Below are 19,193 nucleotides of genomic sequence, written 5' to 3' on the forward strand. Positions count from 1 at the left end.
CACAGCAATAGCAAGTAGCGGCAAACCAAGAAGGGCAGGAGCGGGCATGGCCAACCAGCAGAAGCTCGAAGACCAGCAAGTAATCTCGCTGCAGAAGCAGATGTCGGAGAAGTACGAAGGCATCCGCAAGCGCGTCCACAACCTGCAGGGCGTCATCGACAGCCTTGAGGGGCAGTGGAAGGGCATCGGTAAGAGCGCCTTCGACAAGAAGCAGTTCGAGATCAACGAGTCGCTGCAGAACATCGGAAAGATCCTTGCCGATGTCATCGACGCGATGACCAAGACGCGCAACCTCAAGGACACGACGGAAGACGACGTCCGCTCTTCGGTGGACAAGATCTCCGTCACGGACGGCGCATCCTCGCTCAGCAGCTACTGAGCTGCAGAGCACGCGGCATCGCACAACGTCGAAACAGCATCACGAGCGAGACGAGGTAGAAGGACATGGCCGGTAACGGTGACGGGCTGCTCGTAACTTACGACGGACTCGACCAGGCTGCGACGCAGCTCGGTAACGAGGCGAAGGCCCTCGAGGCTGACCTGGCGGAGCTGCGGCAGCTCGTGGTGAAGAGCCACGAGTACTGGGCCGGCGACGCTCAGGGCACCTTCGGTACCAAGCTGCAGAAGTGGGACAAGGAAGCCGGTGACATCCACACGGCGCTGACCCAGATCGGTCACGTCGTCGGCACCTCCGGCGGTACCTACATGGACGGCGACAAGAAGGCCGCCAGCTACTTCGAGTAAGTAGCGGGAGTGCCTCAGCAGTTGATTTTGCAGGGTGGACGCGCGCGGGAAGCGTCCACCCTGCACTGCGTTTGTGACACGTCCCGAGACGTGGTCGCGAAGCGTCCGGCGACTCCACGAAGGTGGAGCCTGAAAGGTGAAGAAGATGACGTTCGGGCCGCCGCCCTCGCCGTTCACGCAATCACGGCAGGTCGCTGACGCGCGTGCGCGACGGAAGACGTTCTACGCCAGTGCTTCGATCTTGGTGGCTGTCGTCGTGCTGGGCTTGATCGCATGGAGCCTGTGGCCGAGTCAGGGGCGGAGCGAGCCCCCTGTCGCAAGCCAGGGAGCCAAATCCACTGCGCCGGACGACATCCGGGAGACAGTGGAGAAGCTGCCCAATTCCACGAGCGCAGGGCACGTCGAAGGTGCCGTTATGGAGAAGGGGCTTGCCCCGGGGAAGATCCTGACCGCGCCTGGGATGTGGGCGACGGACAAGATTCTGGTGAAGGGCAATGCTTCGACCCTGGTCGCGGTAGAGATCGCCGACGGATCGGATGCGTGGAAGAAGCAGCTCGACGGTGATATCTGCGCGATCTCCCCGGACGTGACCAATGACGGCCGCACGGTCGTGGCGTTCAAAGACCCGGAAGGCGATCACCCCTGTAATCAAGTGCTGATGTTCAGGGTTGCCACCGGCGAAAAGGTCTGGCAAGCCGAGATTCCGGTCACTCAGGGTGTTTTCAAAGAGCCTACGACGATGACGATGACCCGCGGTGTCGTCGTCACCTCCTGGTCTCGAGGCTCGGTGGCACTAGACATGGAGAACGGCAAAACTCTATGGAAGCGCCAACAGACTGAGAAATGCCGCGACGGAGGTTTCTCCGGCGGTCGGGCGCTCCTCCTGCGGCAGGACTGCTATGAAAAGAAGGAGCGGCAGGACCACTTCCTGGTGCACAAGGTTGACCCCCGGACCGGCAAGTTCGAGTGGACCTACAAAGTCGCTCCGGGTGTGAAGTTCGCTTATTTCTTGTCCAGCGACCCAGCTGTCGTTGCGGTGGAGGCCGGGGACTTCGCTGTGACAAACCTCCTCTCCTTGGACGATCGAGGGTCCCTGCGGGCGAATATTCGCATGGAGGGAGATCACTACAACGTGGAGTGCAACCCCGACCGTGTAGACCGGTGTGATGGAGCCGTGGTCTCGAAAAGCCAAGTATTCGTGAGAAGCGGAGAAGCGAGCGAAGAGCTCGGGAACACGACTAACTGGGTGGTCGCGTTCGACCTGAAGAGCGGACGCACTGGGGCGAAGTTCGACGCGGGCTCCGACCAACAGCTGCTCCCTCTTCGGATGAGCGGTGATCGCTTGCTCGCCTTGAAGAGCGGAACGGACACGTTTGCTCCGAACTCGCTGGTCAGCCTCGACCCGGGAACAGGTAAGCAGAGCACATATTTCTATTTCGGCATTCCATCAGACGTCAGGGGCGACGGCTCCGAGATTGTTGTTGAGCGTGGACGCATCTTCTTCGGGCACCAGGAATTTCGTGGGAGCGGCAAGAAGGAGCTCCCCGATGTGCAGTGGCTGGCTTTTGCCATCAGTGCGGCTCGATGAGGCGATGATGTCTCGTCATACAGGCGATCGGTCGTGGCAGGTCCGCTGCTGATGTACTCCGCTGAGCGCTCTAATGGCGTATGGGTAAGGGCGGCAGCTGAGGCTCAGTGACGATGGGGTTCCCCTCCCGATACCCGTTGGGGAGTTGGGTGCTGGTGGCTGGCGAGTTGGCCGGGTCGGGGCAAGGGGCCTGCCTGCGCGTACGTGCCCGTGCTGCCGCTGCCCACCGCCCTGGGCGTCTCCCTGAACGCACCGTCCGCGCGCTCGCCGTCGCTGAGACGCTCTCCGTGGTCCACGGGCAGAGCCTGACTCACGCCGGGTATCGCCGGCCGCCGTACTACTCACCCACGACGGCCCCCGCCTCACTGGATTCGGCACCGTACGGGCTGCCGCTCCGGGCGGGCCCGAGCGGCGCGGCCTGACGGGGCTCGACGCGAGCGTATCGGCGCCGGAGTAAGTGGCCTCACCGCTGGGCCCGGGCTAGCTGCAGGCGTTCTGACCGACCCCGGGCCCTCGGACCCCAGCACGGTCCGCCGTCCGCTCACTCAGCGGCAGCGGCACCGTCCGCACCTGCCCCCGGCGCCGCCTCCAGATCAAACTCCCCGTCCCGCGCCCCCAGCACGAACGCCGTCCACTCCGCCTCCGTGTACCGCAGCACCGTCCCCGGCTCCAGAGAAGACCGCATCGCCACCGCCCCGCCCGGCAGGTACGCGATCTCCACGCGCTCCTCGTGCTGCTCCGTGCCGGGCGCGCTGTGCCACTCGGCGCCGGAGATGTCGAGGGCGTACAGCTCGTCCTTCTCGCGCTCCTTGCGGGCCTTGATCTGCTCCGGCGTCTCGGGCTGCCGAGAGTCCCGCGCCGCCTGCTGGTCCTGTGCCTCCGCCATGGTGAGCGGCCCCTTCCGGACGTCCGAACCACCGCGGCTCGCCGTGAACCGCAGCTGTGGCCAGCCTACTTGCGGCGGGTACGGCGAAGGGGCCGCAGAGAGATCTACGAAGATCTCCCTGCGGCCCCTCCACGTGACGTGCTACAGAGGGCTCAGAGCCGGCCTCAGTCGTCCAGGCCGATCTGGACCAGCGGCTTGCCCCGCTTGCGCGACACGAACGTGCCCCGGCCCGCCGGCATCGGCCGCGGCCGCAGACCGCCGAGCAGATCGCCCTCGGCCGGGTCACCGGCCAGGAGCACGCCCTGCGCGCCCAGCTCCTTGATGCGCTGCATGAACGCCTCGTAGCCGGCCCGCCCCGCGCCCGCCGTCGAGCGGGCGATGATGAAGCGGACGCCCACGTCACGCGCGAACGGCAGCAGCTCGGTAAGGCCCGCCAGCGGGTTGCCGCTCGACGTCGACACCAGGTCGTAGTCGTCGATGACCACGTAGACCGTCGGACCGCTCCACCAGCTGCGGTCGCGCAGCTGCTGCGCCGTCACGTCCGCGGTCGGCGTGCGCCGCTGCATGAGGTCGGCCAGGGCGTCCATGTGGTGCGCCATCTGGTTCGACATCGGGATGTACTCGGCCAGGTGCGACTTCGGCGTGACATCGAGCAGCGAGCGCCGGTTGTCGACGACGAACAGCTTGCAGGCGTCGCCGCTGTAGCGCTGCGTCAGCTGCCGGATGAGCAGCTTCAGCAGGTTCGACTTGCCGGACTCGCTCTCACCGAAGACCAGGAAGAACGGGTCCTGCTCGAAGTCCACGAACACCGGCTCGAGGTTGTCCTCGTCCAGCGCGAACGCGATGCCGCGCTCCGGGAACCGGTCGCCCGGCGGCAGCTGACGCGCCGGGAACTCGCGCGGCAGCAGCCGCACCGCGGGCGCGCCCGGTGCCGTCCAGTGCCGGGTCACCTCGGCGGAGAGAGCGGTCGTCGCCTCCGCCAGGTCCGTGTCCGACGACAGGCCGTCGATACGCGGCACCGCCGCCATGAAGTGCTGCTTCTGCGGCGTCTGGCCACGACCGGGAACACCCGTCGGCACGTTGGCCGCGACCTTGCGGTCGAACTCGGAGTCCATCGTGTCGCCGAGCCGCAGCTCCAGGCGGTTCATGAGGTGGTCCTTCATGTTCGCCCGGACCTCCATGGACCGCGACGCCGTCACGACCACATGGATGCCGTAACCGAGACCGCGCGCCGCCATGTCCAGGACCAGCGGCTCCAACGCCTCGTAGTCCGAGCGGAAGTTGCCCCAGCCGTCGATCAGCAGGAACACGTCGCCCCACGGCTGGTCGGTCATCGAGATGTCGCCCCGCGCGCGGCGCGCGCGGAAGTCGGCGATCGACGCGATGCCCGCCGTGCGGAAGTACTCCTCCCGGCGCGTCAGCACGCCGTACACCTCGGCCGCCGTACGGCGCACCTTCTCGGGGTCCAGACGCGAGGCCACGCCACCCACGTGCGGCAGCCCCTCGACGGCCGCGAGACCGCCACCACCGAAGTCGAGCCCGTAGAACTGGACTTCCTGCGGTGTGTGCGTCAGCGCGAACGACGCCACGATCGAGCGCAGCAGCGTCGACTTGCCGGACTGCGGACCACCCAGGATCTGCATGTGACCGGCCGCGCCGCCGAAGTCCACCCACAGCGGGTCGCGCCGCTGCTCGTACGGCTTGTCGACGAGACCGACGGGGATGATCAGGCGGCCGGCGCCCTCGTACCCGGGCTGGGTGAGACCGCGGCCCTGCACGGGCGCGAGGCCGGGCAGCAGCGAGTCGAGCGACGGCGGGCTGTCCAGCGGCGGCAGCCACACCTGGTGCGCGGCCGGACCCTGCGCCTCGAGCCGGCGCACGATCACGTCGAGCACGGTGTCGGCGAGCGCGTCGTCCTTCTCGTCCCGCGGGGCCTGGACCTCCTCCTCGCGCTGCTGCGGCACCGGCATGTACTGCACCGGCACCTGCGCGGCGGTGAACAGCACCGGGCGCCGATCCACGGGAAGCGGCCCGCCGGGCGTGGCGACCCGCGCGGCACCCGTGCGGTACACCCCGGAGACGTACGCCGCCTTGAAGCGCACCATCTCGTCCGTGCCGAACTTCAGGAAGCCGGAACCCGGCACGTTCGGCAGCTCGTACGCGTCCGGGACACCCAGCGCGGCACGGGACTCGGCCGCCGAGAACGTCCGCAGACCGATGCGGTACGACAGGTACGTCTCCAGGCCGCGCAGCCGGCCCTCCTCCAGGCGCTGCGAGGCGAGCAGCAGGTGCACGCCCAGCGAACGGCCGATGCGGCCGATCTGGACGAACATCTCGATGAAGTCCGGCTTCGCCGTCAGCAGCTCGGAGAACTCGTCGATCACCAGGACGAGCGAGGGGATCGGCTGCAGCGGGGCACCGGCCGCGCGCGCCTTCTCGTAGTCGTGGATGTTCGCGTAGTTGCCCGCGTCGCGGAGCATCTCCTGGCGGCGGTTGAGCTCACCGCGGATCGAGTCGCCCATACGGTCGACGAGGGTCAGGTCGTCCGCCAGGTTCGTGATGACGGCCGCGACGTGCGGCATCTGGGCCATGCCGGCGAACGTGGCACCACCCTTGAAGTCCGCGAGGACGAAGTTCAGCGTCTCGGAGGAGTGGGTGACGGCGAGACCGAGCACCAGGGTGCGCAGCAGCTCCGACTTGCCGGAACCGGTGGCGCCGACGCACAGACCGTGCGGGCCCATGCCCTCCTGCGCCGCCTCCTTGAGGTCGAGCATCACGGGCCGGCCGTCGTCGCCGACACCGATCGGCACGCGCAGGCGCTCGGCCTGCGAGCGCGGGCGCCAGGTGCGCTTGGTGTCGACGGTCGCGGCGTCGCCCAGGTTCATCAGATCGGTGAAGTCCAGGTTGGCCAGCAGCGGCTCGTCGTCGCTGTCGCCGCCGGTCGCCATGCGCAGCGGCGCGAGCTGGCGGGCGAGCGCCTCGGCGCCCGCGTACGACAGCACGTCGGGCGTGCCCTCGTAGACCATGCCGTGCGCCGACTCCAGGCGCAGCATCTTCGGGTGCACGACGATCGACAGGTCGCCGCGCCCGGCGCTGAGGTCACCGGGGACGACCTCGAGGACCGTGACGCCCTGCAGGCCCTCGGGGGAGGCCAGGATCGAGGTGGGCGGCAGGGAGACGCCGTCCAGGACGACCACCAGGTGCGGCTGCTCGGGGACCGGGGCGCCACCGGGGTGGAAGCGCGGGCGGCCCTCCAGACGCGCGGTGAGCAGCTCCTCCAGCTCCACCGGGTCGGTGGTGATCAGCCGGCGGCTGCCCGCACCGTCCGCCTGGCCCGGCACCTGGGAGTGCGGCAGCCACTTGGCCCACTCCCACTCGCCGACCGTCTCGCGCCCCGCGGCGACCGCGACGACGAGGTCCTCGGGGGAGTGCAGCGAGGCCAGGGAGGCGGCCATGGCGCGCGCGGTGCCGCGCACGGTGGCCGGCTCGCCGCTCACGGACACGTGGTAGAAGGCGCGCAGCGAGACCGCCATCGGCAGGTCCTCGAGCGTGCTGTGCGTCGCCAGGAAGCGCTGCATGGCGCCGGCGGTCAGCGGCTCCAGCTCGTCGACCGGGGCGGTCTGCGGCGGCACCAGGGGAGTGGCCAGGCCCTGTGCGCCGAGCCCGACGCGCACCTGCCCGAAGTCCTCGTCACCGGTGCGGCGCTCCCAGACCCGGCTGCCCTCGGCGACCAGTGCCCACAGTTGCTCCGGCGAAGGGTGCAGGTAGTACTGCGCGTCGCGCTGCTTCCGGGCGGTGCCGAGGGCGTCACGGCGCGTCTGCGACAGGTAGCGCAGGTAGTCGCGGCGCATGTCCGCCATCTGTCCCTGGTTGCCCTTGCGGTAGCGGGCCAGCATCGCGACGCCCATCGCGATGGTCGACGCCACCATCACCATGCCCATGATGCGCATGAACGGCGGTGAGTTGGGGTTGAAGAAGAACACCACCGAGCCGCCCATGCCCAGCATGGGCAGGATCTGCATCAGGGCGCCCTCCTGCTGCCCCCGCGGAAGCTCCGGCGGAGGCTGCAGCACCACCTCTTCCGTGGGCACCTCGGACGGCAGTGCCCGAGGTGGGCGCTTGACGACGATGTGGCTCACTTAGCACCAATTCCCTTGCCGGACCGAGCGTTTCCGTCCGCCGCCCCGTGTCAGGCGGACGTCGATCGCGGTTCGCGATCCTACTGACAACCACTGACAACGGCGGGCGGTAGGGTGCCGGAGGTACGTGTGAGCAGTTGCGAATGAGCCCAGGAAAATCGGGCATTGCACGCGGTTCGGAACGTGTGGTTCCCACTCGGCCCGGGCGGAACGGCCCGTCTGACCGGCCCTGCGCCGCAGCACAGGCCAACGTACACAGGATCTTTACAGAGGTCTTCGCGAACAAGGGGGAACAGCAGGTGAGCATGACGGCCTCCGCGCCGACCGGCCGGACCGGCGCAGCGGGTCCCGGAGCTCCCGCGTCTGCGGGTACGGGCCTCGGTTTCTGCCGCGTCACGATCGTGGCGCCCGACAGCCGCATCGACGTGGCACTGCCCGACGACGTGCCGGTCGCCGACCTGTACCCCGAGATCCTGCGGCTCTCCCAGCAGAGCCCGGCCGAGGGGGCGCCCGTCGGCTACCACCTCGTACGCCGCGACGGCACGGTCCTCGACAGCGCCCGCTCCTTCGCGTCGCAGCGCATCCTGGACGGCGAGCTCCTCACGCTGCGCCCGTTCTCCGAGTCGCTGCCGCCCGCGGTCTACGACGACGTGTCCGAGGCCGTCGCCTCCGCCGTCACCAAGGACCGCACCCTGTGGAGCGGCGACCTCACCCGCGCGGCGGGCCTCGTGGCCGGCGGCATCCTGCCCGCCCTCATGGCCTTCGTCGCGTGGAACTCCGAGATCCGCCACGACATGAACAGCCTCCAGGGCATCCTGGCCGCCGTCGTCGGCGTCCTGCTGATCACCCTGGCCTGCGTGCGGGGCCGGGTCTACGACGACCGCGGCTCGGCCGTCGCCCTCGGTCTCGGCGCCCTGCCGAACATCGCGGTCGCGGGCTCGGGACTGCTCCCGCTCTCCGAGGGCCAGGGCATCGGCCGGCTCCAGTTCCTGCTCGCCTGCGCGGCGGTCCTGGTCGCCTCCGTGGTGCTCACTCTGGTCTCGCCCGGCGGCGACGGACCCTTCGTAGCGTTCGTCTTCGCCTCGCTGATCGGCCTGATCACCACCTTCATCGCGATCCTCACGCACCTGAAGCCGATCGAGACGGCCGCCATCGGCGCGCCGCTCTCCGTGAGCGCCCTCGCGTTCCTGCCCGGCCTCTCCATGCGCTTCGCCCGGCTGCCCATCGGCTTCGAGCCGCCGAACCCGGGCCGCGCCGGCTACGACACGACCGCCGACCCGTCGGGTGTCCACGAGGCCGTCGACGCCGAGCGCGTCGCCGCCCAGGCCCGTCGCGGCCACGAGCTCCTCGTCGGCCTCGTCGGCGGGTGCGCGCTCGTCTCCGTGGGCGCGTCGATCGTCCTCGGCTTCTCCAGCAACGTATGGGGGCAGCTGCTCGCCCTCGCCACGGGTGTCGCCATGCTGATGCGCGCGCACCTCTTCCGCTACACCGCACAGGTGGGCGCCACGCTCGCAGCCGGTCTCGCCGCGCTCGTCTTCCTGGGACTCGGCCTCGCGCTGCACCCGCCGGTCGACTACCTGCGCGACGCGATCTTCAAGAACGACACCACGGCCCTCGACATCCGCACCGTGTGGATCATCGCGGCGATCGGCGCGGCCACCGCCCTGGTGACCTCGATCGGCCTCATCACCCCGCGTCGCGGAGTCACCCCCTTCTGGGGCCGCTTCCTGGAGATCGCCGAGACGTTCGTCCTGCTCACGCTGATCCCGCTGGCCCTGGCCGTCTTCGACGTATACGCCTCGGCGCGGGCCATGACCAGCTAGTGAGGACCCCGGTCGGGGGCGCTCCCGGTGGCTGGTACGCTGTGTGACGGCCGCTTGTGTACGCGCCCCCGGCATCAGCTGGGAGCAGCGCCCAGCGGATCCCCGCCTTCCGAGTTACGGAAGCTCCCCTGAGATGCAGACCAGGGGCACTCGGCGGCAAAAAAGACTCTACGAGGAGTACGCGTGGCTCTCGACACCGCTACGAAGAAGCAGATCATCGCCGAGTTCGGCCAGAAGGAGGGCGACACGGGCTCTCCCGAGGTTCAGGTGGCCATGCTCTCCCGCCGCATCTCGGACCTGACCGAGCACCTCAAGACGCACAAGCACGACCACCACTCGCGTCGTGGTCTGCTGATCCTGGTCGGCCAGCGTCGCCGCCTCCTGCAGTACCTGGCCAAGAAGGACATCGCGCGCTTCCGTGTCCTGGTCGAGCGCCTCGGCATCCGCCGCGGTGCGGCCGGCGCCCGATAAGGCGCTGAAAGGGGAGCGGTTCCCGGTTGAGGGGGCCGCTCCCTTTTGCTGTACGTGCGCACTGTCACACAGGCTTTGTAGTCTGGTGACGTACGAGTACGCGTGACGCGTGCTCGAGACGAGGAACAGCGCAGCCCTCGCCGCCGCCGGTCCTCGGTAGTGGCCCCCGGAGACGCAAGAGGATCCCCGGGTGCTTCGATCGAAGACCGGCCCGCTCCAAGGCGCGCTGCTCCGTTCGTCCCCCTGCCACACGGGCAGTACGGGACAAAAGACGAATACAGACGAAAGCAACGGAGAAAACGCTAGTGGAGAACGAGACCCACTACGCCGAGGCCGTCATTGACAACGGCTCCTTCGGCACCCGCACCATCCGCTTCGAGACGGGCCGTCTGGCCCGCCAGGCCGCCGGCTCCGCCGTCGCCTACCTCGACGACGACACGATGGTCCTCTCGGCCACCTCGGCCTCGAAGAACCCCAAGGACCAGCTCGACTTCTTCCCCCTGACGGTGGACGTCGAGGAGCGGATGTACGCCGCCGGCAAGATCCCCGGCAGCTTCTTCCGTCGTGAGGGCCGGCCCTCCGAGGACGCCGTCCTCACCTGCCGCCTCATCGACCGCCCCCTGCGCCCGTCCTTCAAGAAGGGCCTGCGCAACGAGATCCAGGTCGTCGCGACGATCATGGCGCTCAACCCCGACCACCTGTACGACGTCGTCGCGATCAACGCCGCGTCCGCGTCCACCCAGCTGGCCGGTCTGCCCTTCTCCGGCCCGGTCGGCGGCGTCCGCGTCGCGCTGATCAACGGCCAGTGGGTCGCGTTCCCGACGCACACCGAGCTCGAGGACGCCGTCTTCGACATGGTGGTCGCCGGTCGCGTCCTCGAGGACGGCGACGTCGCGATCATGATGGTCGAGGCCGAGGCCACCGACAAGACCATCCAGCTGGTCAAGGGCGGCGCCGAGGCGCCGACCGAGGAGGTCGTCGCCGCCGGTCTCGAGGCCGCCAAGCCCTTCATCAAGGTGCTGTGCAAGGCCCAGGCCGACCTCGCCGCCAAGGCCGCGAAGCCGACCGCCGACTTCCCGATCTTCCTGGACTTCCAGGACGACGTGCTCGAGGCCCTCACCGCCGCCGTGAAGCCCGAGCTCTCCGCCGCGCTCACCATCGCCGGCAAGCAGGACCGCGAGGCCGAGCTGGACCGCGTCAAGGTCCTCGCCGCCGAGAAGCTCCTCCCGGAGTTCGAGGGCCGCGAGAAGGAGATCTCCGCCGCGTACCGCGCGCTGACCAAGTCCCTGGTGCGCGAGCGCGTCATCAAGGAGAAGAAGCGCATCGACGGCCGCGGTGTCACCGACATCCGCACCCTGGCCGCCGAGGTCGAGGCCATCCCGCGCGTGCACGGCTCCGCCCTGTTCGAGCGCGGCGAGACCCAGATCCTGGGTGTCACCACGCTGAACATGCTGCGCATGGAGCAGCAGCTGGACACCCTCTCCCCGGTGACCCGCAAGCGCTACATGCACAACTACAACTTCCCGCCGTACTCCGTCGGTGAGACGGGCCGCGTCGGCTCCCCGAAGCGCCGCGAGATCGGCCACGGCGCCCTCGCCGAGCGCGCCCTGGTGCCGGTGCTCCCGACGCGCGAGGAGTTCCCCTACGCGATCCGTCAGGTGTCCGAGGCCCTCGGCTCCAACGGCTCGACGTCCATGGGCTCCGTCTGCGCCTCCACCATGTCGATGCTGAACGCCGGTGTGCCGCTGAAGGCCCCCGTCGCCGGTATCGCCATGGGTCTGATCTCCCAGGAGATCGACGGCAAGACGCACTACGTCACCCTCACCGACATCCTCGGTGCGGAGGACGCCTTCGGCGACATGGACTTCAAGGTCGCCGGCACCAAGGAGTTCGTGACCGCGCTCCAGCTGGACACGAAGCTCGACGGCATCCCGGCCTCCGTCCTGGCCGCCGCCCTCAAGCAGGCCAAGGACGCCCGCCTCCACATCCTCGACGTGATGATGGAAGCGATCGACGTCCCGGACGAGATGTCCCCGAACGCGCCGCGGATCATCACGGTCAAGATCCCGGTCGACAAGATCGGTGAGGTCATCGGCCCCAAGGGCAAGATGATCAACCAGATCCAGGAGGACACCGGCGCCGACATCACGATCGAGGACGACGGCACCATCTACATCGGTGCCGCCCAGGGCTCGCAGGCCGAGGCCGCCCGCGCCACGATCAACGGCATCGCCAACCCGACCATGCCGGAGGTCGGCGAGCGCTACCTGGGCACCGTCGTGAAGACGACGACCTTCGGTGCGTTCGTCTCGCTCATGCCGGGCAAGGACGGTCTGCTGCACATCTCGCAGATCCGCAAGCTCGCCGGCGGCAAGCGCGTGGAGAACGTCGAGGACGTCGTCGGCGTGGGCCAGAAGGTCCAGGTCGAGATCGCCGAGATCGACTCCCGCGGCAAGCTCTCCCTCATCCCCGTCATCGAGGGCGAAGAGGGCGACGACGCGAAGGACGACACCGACAAGTGACGTCCCGTAGCACCAAGGCGACGGCCCGCACCTCCTCGGAGGCGCGGGCCGTCGCCCGTACCCAAACCCTGATCAAGGGCGAGAACGGCATCGGTACGGTCCGCAGGACCACGCTCCCCAACGGCCTGCGCATCGTCACCGAGACCCTGCCCTCCGTCCGCTCGGCGACCTTCGGCATCTGGGCCCACGTGGGCTCCCGTGACGAGACGCCAACTCTGAACGGCGCGACGCACTACCTGGAGCACCTCCTCTTCAAGGGCACGCGCAAGCGCAGCGCCCTCGACATCTCCGCCGCGATCGACGCGGTCGGCGGCGAGATGAACGCCTTCACGGCGAAGGAGTACACGTGCTACTACGCGCGCGTGCTCGACACCGACCTGCCGCTCGCCATAGACGTCGTCTGCGACATGCTGACCGGCTCCCTCATCGAGGAGGCCGACGTCGACGCCGAGCGCGGCGTCATCCTCGAAGAGATCGCGATGACCGAGGACGACCCGGGCGACTGCGTGCACGACCTGTTCGCGCACACGATGCTCGGCGACACCCCGCTGGGCCGCCCGGTCCTCGGCACGGTCGACACGATCAACGCGCTCGGGCGCGGCCAGATCAGCCGCTTCTACAAGAAGCACTACGACCCGACGCACCTCGTCGTCGCGGCGGCGGGCAACGTCGACCACAACAAGGTGGTCCGACAGGTCCGCGCCGCCTTCGACAAGGCGGGCGCCCTCGGCGCCGCGACCGCGCTCCCCGTCGGCCCCCGCACCGGCACCAAGAACCTGCGCGCCGCCGGCCGCGTCGACGTCATCGGCCGCAAGACCGAGCAGGCCCACGTCATCCTCGGCATGCCGGGCCTCGCCCGCACCGACGACCGCCGCTGGGCCATGGGCGTGCTCAACACGGCGCTGGGCGGCGGCATGTCCTCCCGCCTCTTCCAGGAGGTCCGCGAGAAGCGCGGCCTGGCCTACAGCGTGTACTCGTACACCTCGGCCTTCGCCGACTGCGGCCTGTTCGGCGTGTACGCGGGCTGCCGCCCGAACCAGGTGGACGACGTCCTGAAGATCTGCCGCGACGAGCTCGACCTGGTCGCGCGGGAAGGCCTGAGCGACGACGAGATCAGCCGCGCCGTCGGCCAGCTCTCCGGCTCCACGGTCCTCGGCCTGGAGGACACGGGCGCGCTCATGAACCGCATCGGCAAGAGCGAGCTGTGCTGGGGCGAGCAGATGTCCGTCTCCGACATGCTGGAGCGGATCGCCGCCGTGACCCCCGACGAGGTGCGTGAGGTGGCCCGGGAGATCCTGGGACAGCGTCCGTCCCTGTCGGTCATCGGCCCGCTCAAGGACAAGCAGACCGCCCGTCTGCACGAAGCGGTCGCGTAACACCCGCACTGACAGAAGGAACTGGGAGAACATGAGCAAGCTGCGCGTGGCGGTCCTCGGGGCCAACGGCCGCATCGGCTCCGAGGCGGTCCGTGCCGTCGAGGCCGCCGAGGACATGGAGCTCGTGGCCGCCCTCGGCCGCGGCGACAAGCTGGAGACCCTCACGGAGTCCGGCGCCCAGGTCGCGGTCGAACTGACGACGCCCGACTCGGTCATGCGGAACCTGGAGTTCTGCGTGCGCCACGGGATCCACGGTGTCGTCGGCACGACGGGCTGGACCGAGGACCGCCTCGCGCAGCTGAACGGGTGGCTCGCGGACTCCCCGTCCACCGGTGTGCTCATCGCGCCGAACTTCTCCATCGGCGCCGTGCTCACCATGAAGTTCGCCGAGGCCGCCGCTCCGTACTTCGAGTCCGTCGAGGTCATCGAGCTGCACCACCCGAAGAAGGTCGACGCCCCCTCGGGCACGGCCGCCCGTACGGCGCAGCTCATCGCCGCCGCCCGCGAGAAGGCCGGCAGCGCGCCGCAGCCCGACGCGACGGCCACGGCGCTCGACGGAGCGCGCGGCGCGGACGTGGACGGCATCCCGGTCCACTCGGTCCGTCTGCGCGGCCTCCTGGCCCACCAGGAGGTCCTCCTGGGCGCCGAGGGGGAGACGCTGACCATCCGCCACGACTCGCTGCACCACAGCAGCTTCATGCCGGGCATCCTGCTGGGTGCGCGCAAGGTCGTGACGACCCCGGGCCTCACCTTCGGCCTGGAACACTTCCTCGACCTGAACGGCTGACCCACGGCGATGCGCGCGAAGATCACCTATGCCGTCACGGCCGCCGTTCTGGTCGTCTACTTCGTCCTGGCCGGCGACCGCGGCGTCATGCTCATCCGCCAGGGCACCGCGCTGACGATCACCTTCGGCGTCGCGGTGCTGATCCTCCCGGTGATCGGCCTGTGGTTCCTGTGGGCGAACACCCGGTTCGTCCAGAAGGCCAACCATCTGGCCGAACTCCTCGAGGCCGAGGGCGGACTGCCCGTCGACGAGCTGCGGCGCGACCAGTACGGCCGCATCGACCGCGACTCCGCCGACGAGGTCTTCGCCCGCCGCAAGGCCGAGACGGAGGACACGCCCGGCGACTGGCGCTGCTGGTTCCGCCTGGCCGTCGCCTACAAGGACGCGCGGGACACCCCGCGCGCCCGTAAGGCGATGCAGCGCGCGATCGCCCTCCAGGAAGGACGCACGGTCGAGGCCTGACCGGGCAGACACATGCGAGAGGGGCCGCACCGATCCGGTGCGGCCCCTCTCTCATGTCTGCGCGTGCGGTCAGCGCTGCGGCCCGTACTCCGCGGCCCACACCTCGACACTGTCGGCGGCGCGCTCGAACGCGGTGGAGCGCCCCAGGAAGTCACCGTTGTGACTCGTCAGCAGCGTGGCCTGCTCCCCCTGCCGATCCCGCCGTACGAGGGTCAGCGCCTGCCCCTGGACGGTGCGGGGCAGTCCGAGCCAGCGCACGGGCTGCTGCACCGTACGGACGGCCACCACCGCGTTCCACGGGGCCGTCCGGGTCTGCAGGAACGCGACGTGGCGCACGCCGCGCGCACTCACCCAGGTGCCCATGCGCAGCAGCCGCAGCGCAGCCGCGATGATCAGCACGGCGAGCGCGCCGCAGAGCGAGGCCGCCATGACGTCCCCGGCCGCGGCGATGATCACCGCGGCGACCAGCACGTACGAGGCGAGCAGCAGCAACAGGGCGGAGGCGGCCACCCGGTAGGGCCCCGGTCGGTAGGGGCGACGCCACTGGTCCCGGTCGTCGAAGGGCAGCGCGGTGTCCGCCGCGGCCTCCTCGAAAGCACGGTCGGCCGTCAGAAAGGGCAGGGGCACGACTGGTCCTCACTCGCTCCACGCTGGATGGGCTCTGTGCCCGGTGAGGCTACCTACGCGTGCTCCGGCCTTCCACCTCAGGGGGCCGTACGAGCGTCGGCGTCAGCGCCCGTCCGACGCCTCCGAGGTCTGCGTGTGCCCGGGGGCCTGGTCCTGCGACAGGGCCGGCATGCCGAACATCAGCGAGGCGACGAGCCCGCCGACGACGGTCAGCCCCACCAGGGCGCGCCCTGCGAACTGACCGAAGGTGAGGCGCTCACGCGCGGGCGGCGTGACATTGCTGCGGAACCTGTCGGCCTCAGCGACGAAGGCGAACGGTACGGGCTCGCGCCGACGAAACATGGGCGGTGCTTCTCCTCAGAAGGTCGAACGAACGGAGTCGAACGAACGGTGTGCACCTACACAGACGCTCGAACGCCCCGAAAGGTGCCCTGTTTCCCCGATTTCTCTGAAGTTCGCTCTTCTTCGCCGGGGATCAGCAGGGATCGCCAGGGATCGCCGCAGATGGGCCGGTGGAGGCTCCCACTCCGCGCCGTGAGTCCCGAGCGGTACAGATGTGCGGATCATCCGCGCGAAGTGTCCGTATTGCGGCATTTCGTAAAGTTCATCTAGCCTGATCAAACGGACCCGGTACTGCCTGAACCCCCGAGCAGGCAGTGCCGGGATCCCACTTTGTCGTGAGTTGTCGCCGCCCCCGAGGGGGGACCCGGTGCTGAGCAGCGAGTAGCGTGTTACCCATGGCTCCGACCTCGACTCCGCAGACCCCCTTCGGGAGGGTCCTCACCGCCATGGTCACGCCCTTCGCGGCGGACGGCGCACTCGACCTCGACGGCGCGCAGCGGCTCGCCGCCCACCTGGTGGACGCAGGCAACGACGGCCTGATCGTCAACGGCACCACCGGCGAGTCCCCGACCACCAGCGACGCGGAGAAATCGGATCTCGTACGAGCCGTGGTCGAGGCGGTCGGTGACCGGGCCCACGTCGTCGCCGGCGTCGGCACGAACGACACGCACCACAGCATCGAGCTCGCCCGCGCCGCCCAGAAGGTCGGCGCCCACGGTCTCCTCACGGTCACGCCGTACTACAACAAGCCCCCGCAGGAGGGCCTGTACCGCCACTTCACGGCGATCGCCGACGCGACCGACCTGCCCGTGATGCTGTACGACATCCCGGGCCGCAGCGGCGTGCCGATCAACACGGACACGATCGTCCGGCTCGCCGAGCACCCGCGCATCGTCGCCAACAAGGACGCCAAGGGCGACCTCGGCCGCGCCAGCTGGGCCATCGCCCGCTCCGGCCTCGCCTGGTACTCCGGCGACGACATGCTCAACCTGCCGCTGCTGTCCGTCGGCGCCTGTGGCTTCGTCTCCGTCGTCGGCCACCTCGTCGCCCCCGACCTGCGCGCCATGCTCGACGCGTACCTGTCGGGTGACGTACACAAGGCGACGGAGATCCACCAGAAGCTGCTCCCCGTCTTCACCGGCATGTTCCGCACCCAGGGCGTCATCACCACGAAGGCCGCCCTCGACCTTCAGGGCCTGCCCGCCGGACCGCTGCGGCTTCCCCTCGTCGAGCTGACCGCCGAGGAGACCGCCCAGCTCAAGATCGATCTTGCCGCCGGCGGGGTACAGCTCTGACAACAGACTTGGCAAAGCTTCACAACTGAACAACACAAGAAGAGCAAGACCGAAGAATTACCAAGACAACTGCTAACTGCACGAACGTCACGCGCGCCACGTGCCCAATAGGTACGTGGCGTGCGTGGTGAGGAGAGTCTTTTGAGTCATCCGCATCCTGAACTCGGCGCCCCGCCGAAGCTCCCGAAGGGCGGCCTGCGCGTCACCCCGCTCGGCGGCCTCGGCGAGATCGGCCGCAACATGACCGTCTTCGAGTTCGACGGCCGTCTGCTGATCGTCGACTGCGGAGTGCTCTTCCCCGAGGAGGAGCAGCCCGGAATCGACCTGATCCTGCCGGACTTCACGTCCATCAGGGACCGCCTCGACGACATCGAGGGCATCGTCCTCACGCACGGGCACGAGGACCACATCGGTGCTGTCCCGTACCTGCTGCGCGAGAAGCCGGACATCCCGCTGATCGGCTCCAAGCTGACCCTCGCCCTGATCGAGGCGAAGCTCCAGGAGCACCGGATCCGCCCGTACACGCTGGAGGTCTCCGAGGGAGACCGCGAGCGTCTCGGCCCGTTCGACTGCGAGTTCATCGCGGTCAACCACTCGATCCCGGACGCGCTGGCCGTCGCCATCCGCACGCCCGCCGGCATGGTGGTGCACACGGGTGACTTCAAGATGGACCAGCTCCCGCTGGACCGTCGCCTGACCGACCTGCCGACGTTCGCGCGGCTCGGCGAGGAGGGCATCGACCTGCTCCTCACCGACTCGACGAACGCCGAGGTCCCGGGCTTCGTCCCGCCCGAGCGCGACATCTCGAACGTGATCCGCGGCGTCTTCGCCTCGGCCCGCAAGCGCATCATCGTCGCCTCGTTCGCCAGCCATGTGCACCGCATCCAGCAGGTCCTGGACGCGGCGCACGAGTACGGCCGCCGCGTCGCGTTCGTCGGCCGCTCGATGGTCCGCAACATGGGCATCGCCCGCGACCTCGGCTACCTGAAGGTCCCCGCCGGGCTCGTCGTCGACGTGAAGACGCTCGACGACCTCCCGGACGACGAGGTCGTCCTCGTCTGCACGGGTTCCCAGGGCGAGCCGATGGCCGCGCTCTCGCGCATGGCCAACCGCGACCACCAGATCCGCATCGTCTCCGGCGACACGGTGATCCTGGCGTCCTCGCTCATCCCCGGTAACGAGAACGCGGTCTACCGCGTGATCAACGGCCTGACCCGCTGGGGCGCGAACGTCGTCCACAAGGGCAACGCCAAGGTCCACGTCTCGGGCCACGCCTCGGCCGGCGAGCTGCTGTACTTCTACAACATCTGCAAGCCGAAGAACCTGATGCCGGTCCACGGCGAATGGCGCCACCTGCGCGCCAACGCCGAGCTCGGCGCCCTCACCGGCGTCCCGCACGACCGCATCGTCATCGCCGAGGACGGTGTCGTCGTCGACCTCGTCGGCGGCAAGGCCAAGATCGTCGGCAAGGTCCAGGCCGGATACGTCTACGTGGACGGCCTCTCCGTCGGTGATGTCGGCGAGCCGGCGCTGAAGGACCGCAAGATCCTCGGCGACGAGGGCATCATCTCGGTCTTCGTGGTCGTCGACTCCAGCACCGGCAAGATCACCAGTGGTCCCACGGTGCAGGCACGCGGTTCCGGCATCGAGGACTCGGCGTTCACCGCCGTCATCCCCCGGATCCAGGAAGTCCTGGACAAGTCGGCCCAGGACGGCGTCGTCGAACCCCACCAGCTGCAGCAGCTCATCCGCCGCACGCTGGGCAAGTGGGTCTCCGACACCTACCGCCGTCGCCCGATGATCCTCCCGGTCGTCGTCGAGGTCTGACGGACCGTCTGGAGCGGGGCCCCTCGATTTGCATCGGGGCGCCCCGCTCCAGTACGTTTACGGCTCCGCCTGAGGGGAACCGGGCGCACTTCGGTGCCCGATCCGGTTCTCCGAGCGGGTGGAAAGACCGCCTCAGAATCTCTGATAAAGTCGGTCGAGCCGAAAGGGAAAGCGCGAAAGCGAATCCCGGAAGGCAAAAGCAGGAAAACTTCCGAGGAAATCGGCCGGTGAAACGGTCTGATAGAGTCGGAAACGCAAGACCGAAGGGAAGCGCCCGGAGGAAAGCCCGAGAGGGTGAGTACAA

At 68.9% G+C, this 19,193-nt stretch carries 15 protein-coding genes; 11 read left to right on the top strand and 4 right to left on the bottom strand.

The annotated features are described in order from the left end of the window. Window positions 1–46: 46 nt before the first annotated feature. From ACIBTU_RS29670 to ACIBTU_RS29680, 3 genes are all read left to right on the top strand, one after another. A complete protein-coding gene (locus tag ACIBTU_RS29670; protein WP_399129599.1) occupies window positions 47–379 on the top strand; it encodes a WXG100 family type VII secretion target in 333 nt (110 codons plus the stop codon). Window positions 380–444: 65 nt separating this feature from the next. After that, entirely contained in the window at window positions 445–744 is a 300-nt protein-coding gene (locus tag ACIBTU_RS29675) for a WXG100 family type VII secretion target (protein WP_399129600.1), read from the top strand. Between the two features lie 145 nt (window positions 745–889). Then, window positions 890–2,332, top strand: a complete 1,443-nt coding sequence (locus ACIBTU_RS29680) for a PQQ-binding-like beta-propeller repeat protein (protein ID WP_399129624.1) — start codon at window positions 890–892, stop codon at window positions 2,330–2,332. 541 nt (window positions 2,333–2,873) lie between these two features. Here ACIBTU_RS29680 and ACIBTU_RS29685 read toward each other — a convergent pair. Both ACIBTU_RS29685 and eccCa read right to left on the bottom strand, forming a co-directional pair. After that, the gene (locus tag ACIBTU_RS29685; RefSeq protein ID WP_399129602.1) at window positions 2,874–3,218 is read right to left on the bottom strand and encodes a DUF397 domain-containing protein; all 345 of its coding nucleotides are present in this window, start codon (window positions 3,216–3,218) and stop codon (window positions 2,874–2,876) included. A gap of 164 nt (window positions 3,219–3,382) precedes the next feature. Next, entirely contained in the window at window positions 3,383–7,357 is a 3,975-nt protein-coding gene (gene eccCa / locus ACIBTU_RS29690; RefSeq protein ID WP_399129603.1) for a type VII secretion protein EccCa, read from the bottom strand. A 305-nt stretch (window positions 7,358–7,662) separates the two neighbouring features. Between eccCa and eccD the strand changes: the two genes are divergently transcribed. The 6 genes from eccD to ACIBTU_RS29720 all read left to right on the top strand — a co-directional run bounded on the left by eccD (window position 7,663) and on the right by ACIBTU_RS29720 (window position 14,798). Then, window positions 7,663–9,180: a type VII secretion integral membrane protein EccD gene (eccD, locus tag ACIBTU_RS29695; protein WP_399129625.1), complete on the top strand. Its 1,518-nt coding sequence runs from the start codon at window positions 7,663–7,665 to the stop codon at window positions 9,178–9,180. 183 nt (window positions 9,181–9,363) lie between these two features. Continuing rightward, window positions 9,364–9,651 (top strand): 30S ribosomal protein S15, encoded by a 288-nt coding sequence (gene rpsO / locus ACIBTU_RS29700; protein ID WP_399129604.1) that lies wholly within the window; start codon window positions 9,364–9,366, stop codon window positions 9,649–9,651. Window positions 9,652–9,956: 305 nt separating this feature from the next. Further along, window positions 9,957–12,173 (top strand): polyribonucleotide nucleotidyltransferase, encoded by a 2,217-nt coding sequence (locus ACIBTU_RS29705; RefSeq protein ID WP_399129605.1) that lies wholly within the window; start codon window positions 9,957–9,959, stop codon window positions 12,171–12,173. Then, a complete protein-coding gene (locus ACIBTU_RS29710; RefSeq protein ID WP_399129606.1) occupies window positions 12,170–13,549 on the top strand; it encodes a M16 family metallopeptidase in 1,380 nt (459 codons plus the stop codon). Before ACIBTU_RS29705 ends, ACIBTU_RS29710 begins: the two co-directional genes overlap by 4 nt. A gap of 31 nt (window positions 13,550–13,580) precedes the next feature. Then, complete coding sequence (gene dapB, locus ACIBTU_RS29715; RefSeq protein ID WP_399129607.1) at window positions 13,581–14,336, top strand: 4-hydroxy-tetrahydrodipicolinate reductase; 756 nt, start codon at window positions 13,581–13,583, stop codon at window positions 14,334–14,336. A 9-nt stretch (window positions 14,337–14,345) separates the two neighbouring features. Further along, on the top strand, window positions 14,346–14,798 hold the full coding sequence (locus ACIBTU_RS29720; RefSeq protein WP_399129608.1) for a hypothetical protein: 453 nt from the start codon (window positions 14,346–14,348) through the stop codon (window positions 14,796–14,798). A gap of 69 nt (window positions 14,799–14,867) precedes the next feature. Here ACIBTU_RS29720 and ACIBTU_RS29725 read toward each other — a convergent pair whose 3' ends face one another. Both ACIBTU_RS29725 and ACIBTU_RS29730 read right to left on the bottom strand, forming a co-directional pair. Further along, window positions 14,868–15,425: a hypothetical protein gene (locus ACIBTU_RS29725; RefSeq protein ID WP_399129609.1), complete on the bottom strand. Its 558-nt coding sequence runs from the start codon at window positions 15,423–15,425 to the stop codon at window positions 14,868–14,870. A 102-nt stretch (window positions 15,426–15,527) separates the two neighbouring features. Next, window positions 15,528–15,767: a hypothetical protein gene (locus ACIBTU_RS29730; protein ID WP_399129610.1), complete on the bottom strand. Its 240-nt coding sequence runs from the start codon at window positions 15,765–15,767 to the stop codon at window positions 15,528–15,530. A gap of 395 nt (window positions 15,768–16,162) precedes the next feature. On the opposite strand from ACIBTU_RS29730, the gene dapA reads away from it, so the two are divergent. Both dapA and ACIBTU_RS29740 read left to right on the top strand, forming a co-directional pair. Next, window positions 16,163–17,062 carry a 4-hydroxy-tetrahydrodipicolinate synthase gene (gene dapA / locus ACIBTU_RS29735; RefSeq protein WP_399129611.1) on the top strand — a complete coding sequence of 300 codons (900 nt, stop codon included), beginning with the start codon at window positions 16,163–16,165 and terminating at the stop codon, window positions 17,060–17,062. Between the two features lie 141 nt (window positions 17,063–17,203). Then, a complete protein-coding gene (locus tag ACIBTU_RS29740; RefSeq protein WP_399129612.1) occupies window positions 17,204–18,889 on the top strand; it encodes a ribonuclease J in 1,686 nt (561 codons plus the stop codon). Window positions 18,890–19,193: the final 304 nt, after the last annotated feature.

Origin of the sequence: Streptomyces sp. NPDC050145 (genome assembly GCF_044460245.1) — a bacterium.
Classification (GTDB): domain Bacteria; phylum Actinomycetota; class Actinomycetes; order Streptomycetales; family Streptomycetaceae; genus Streptomyces.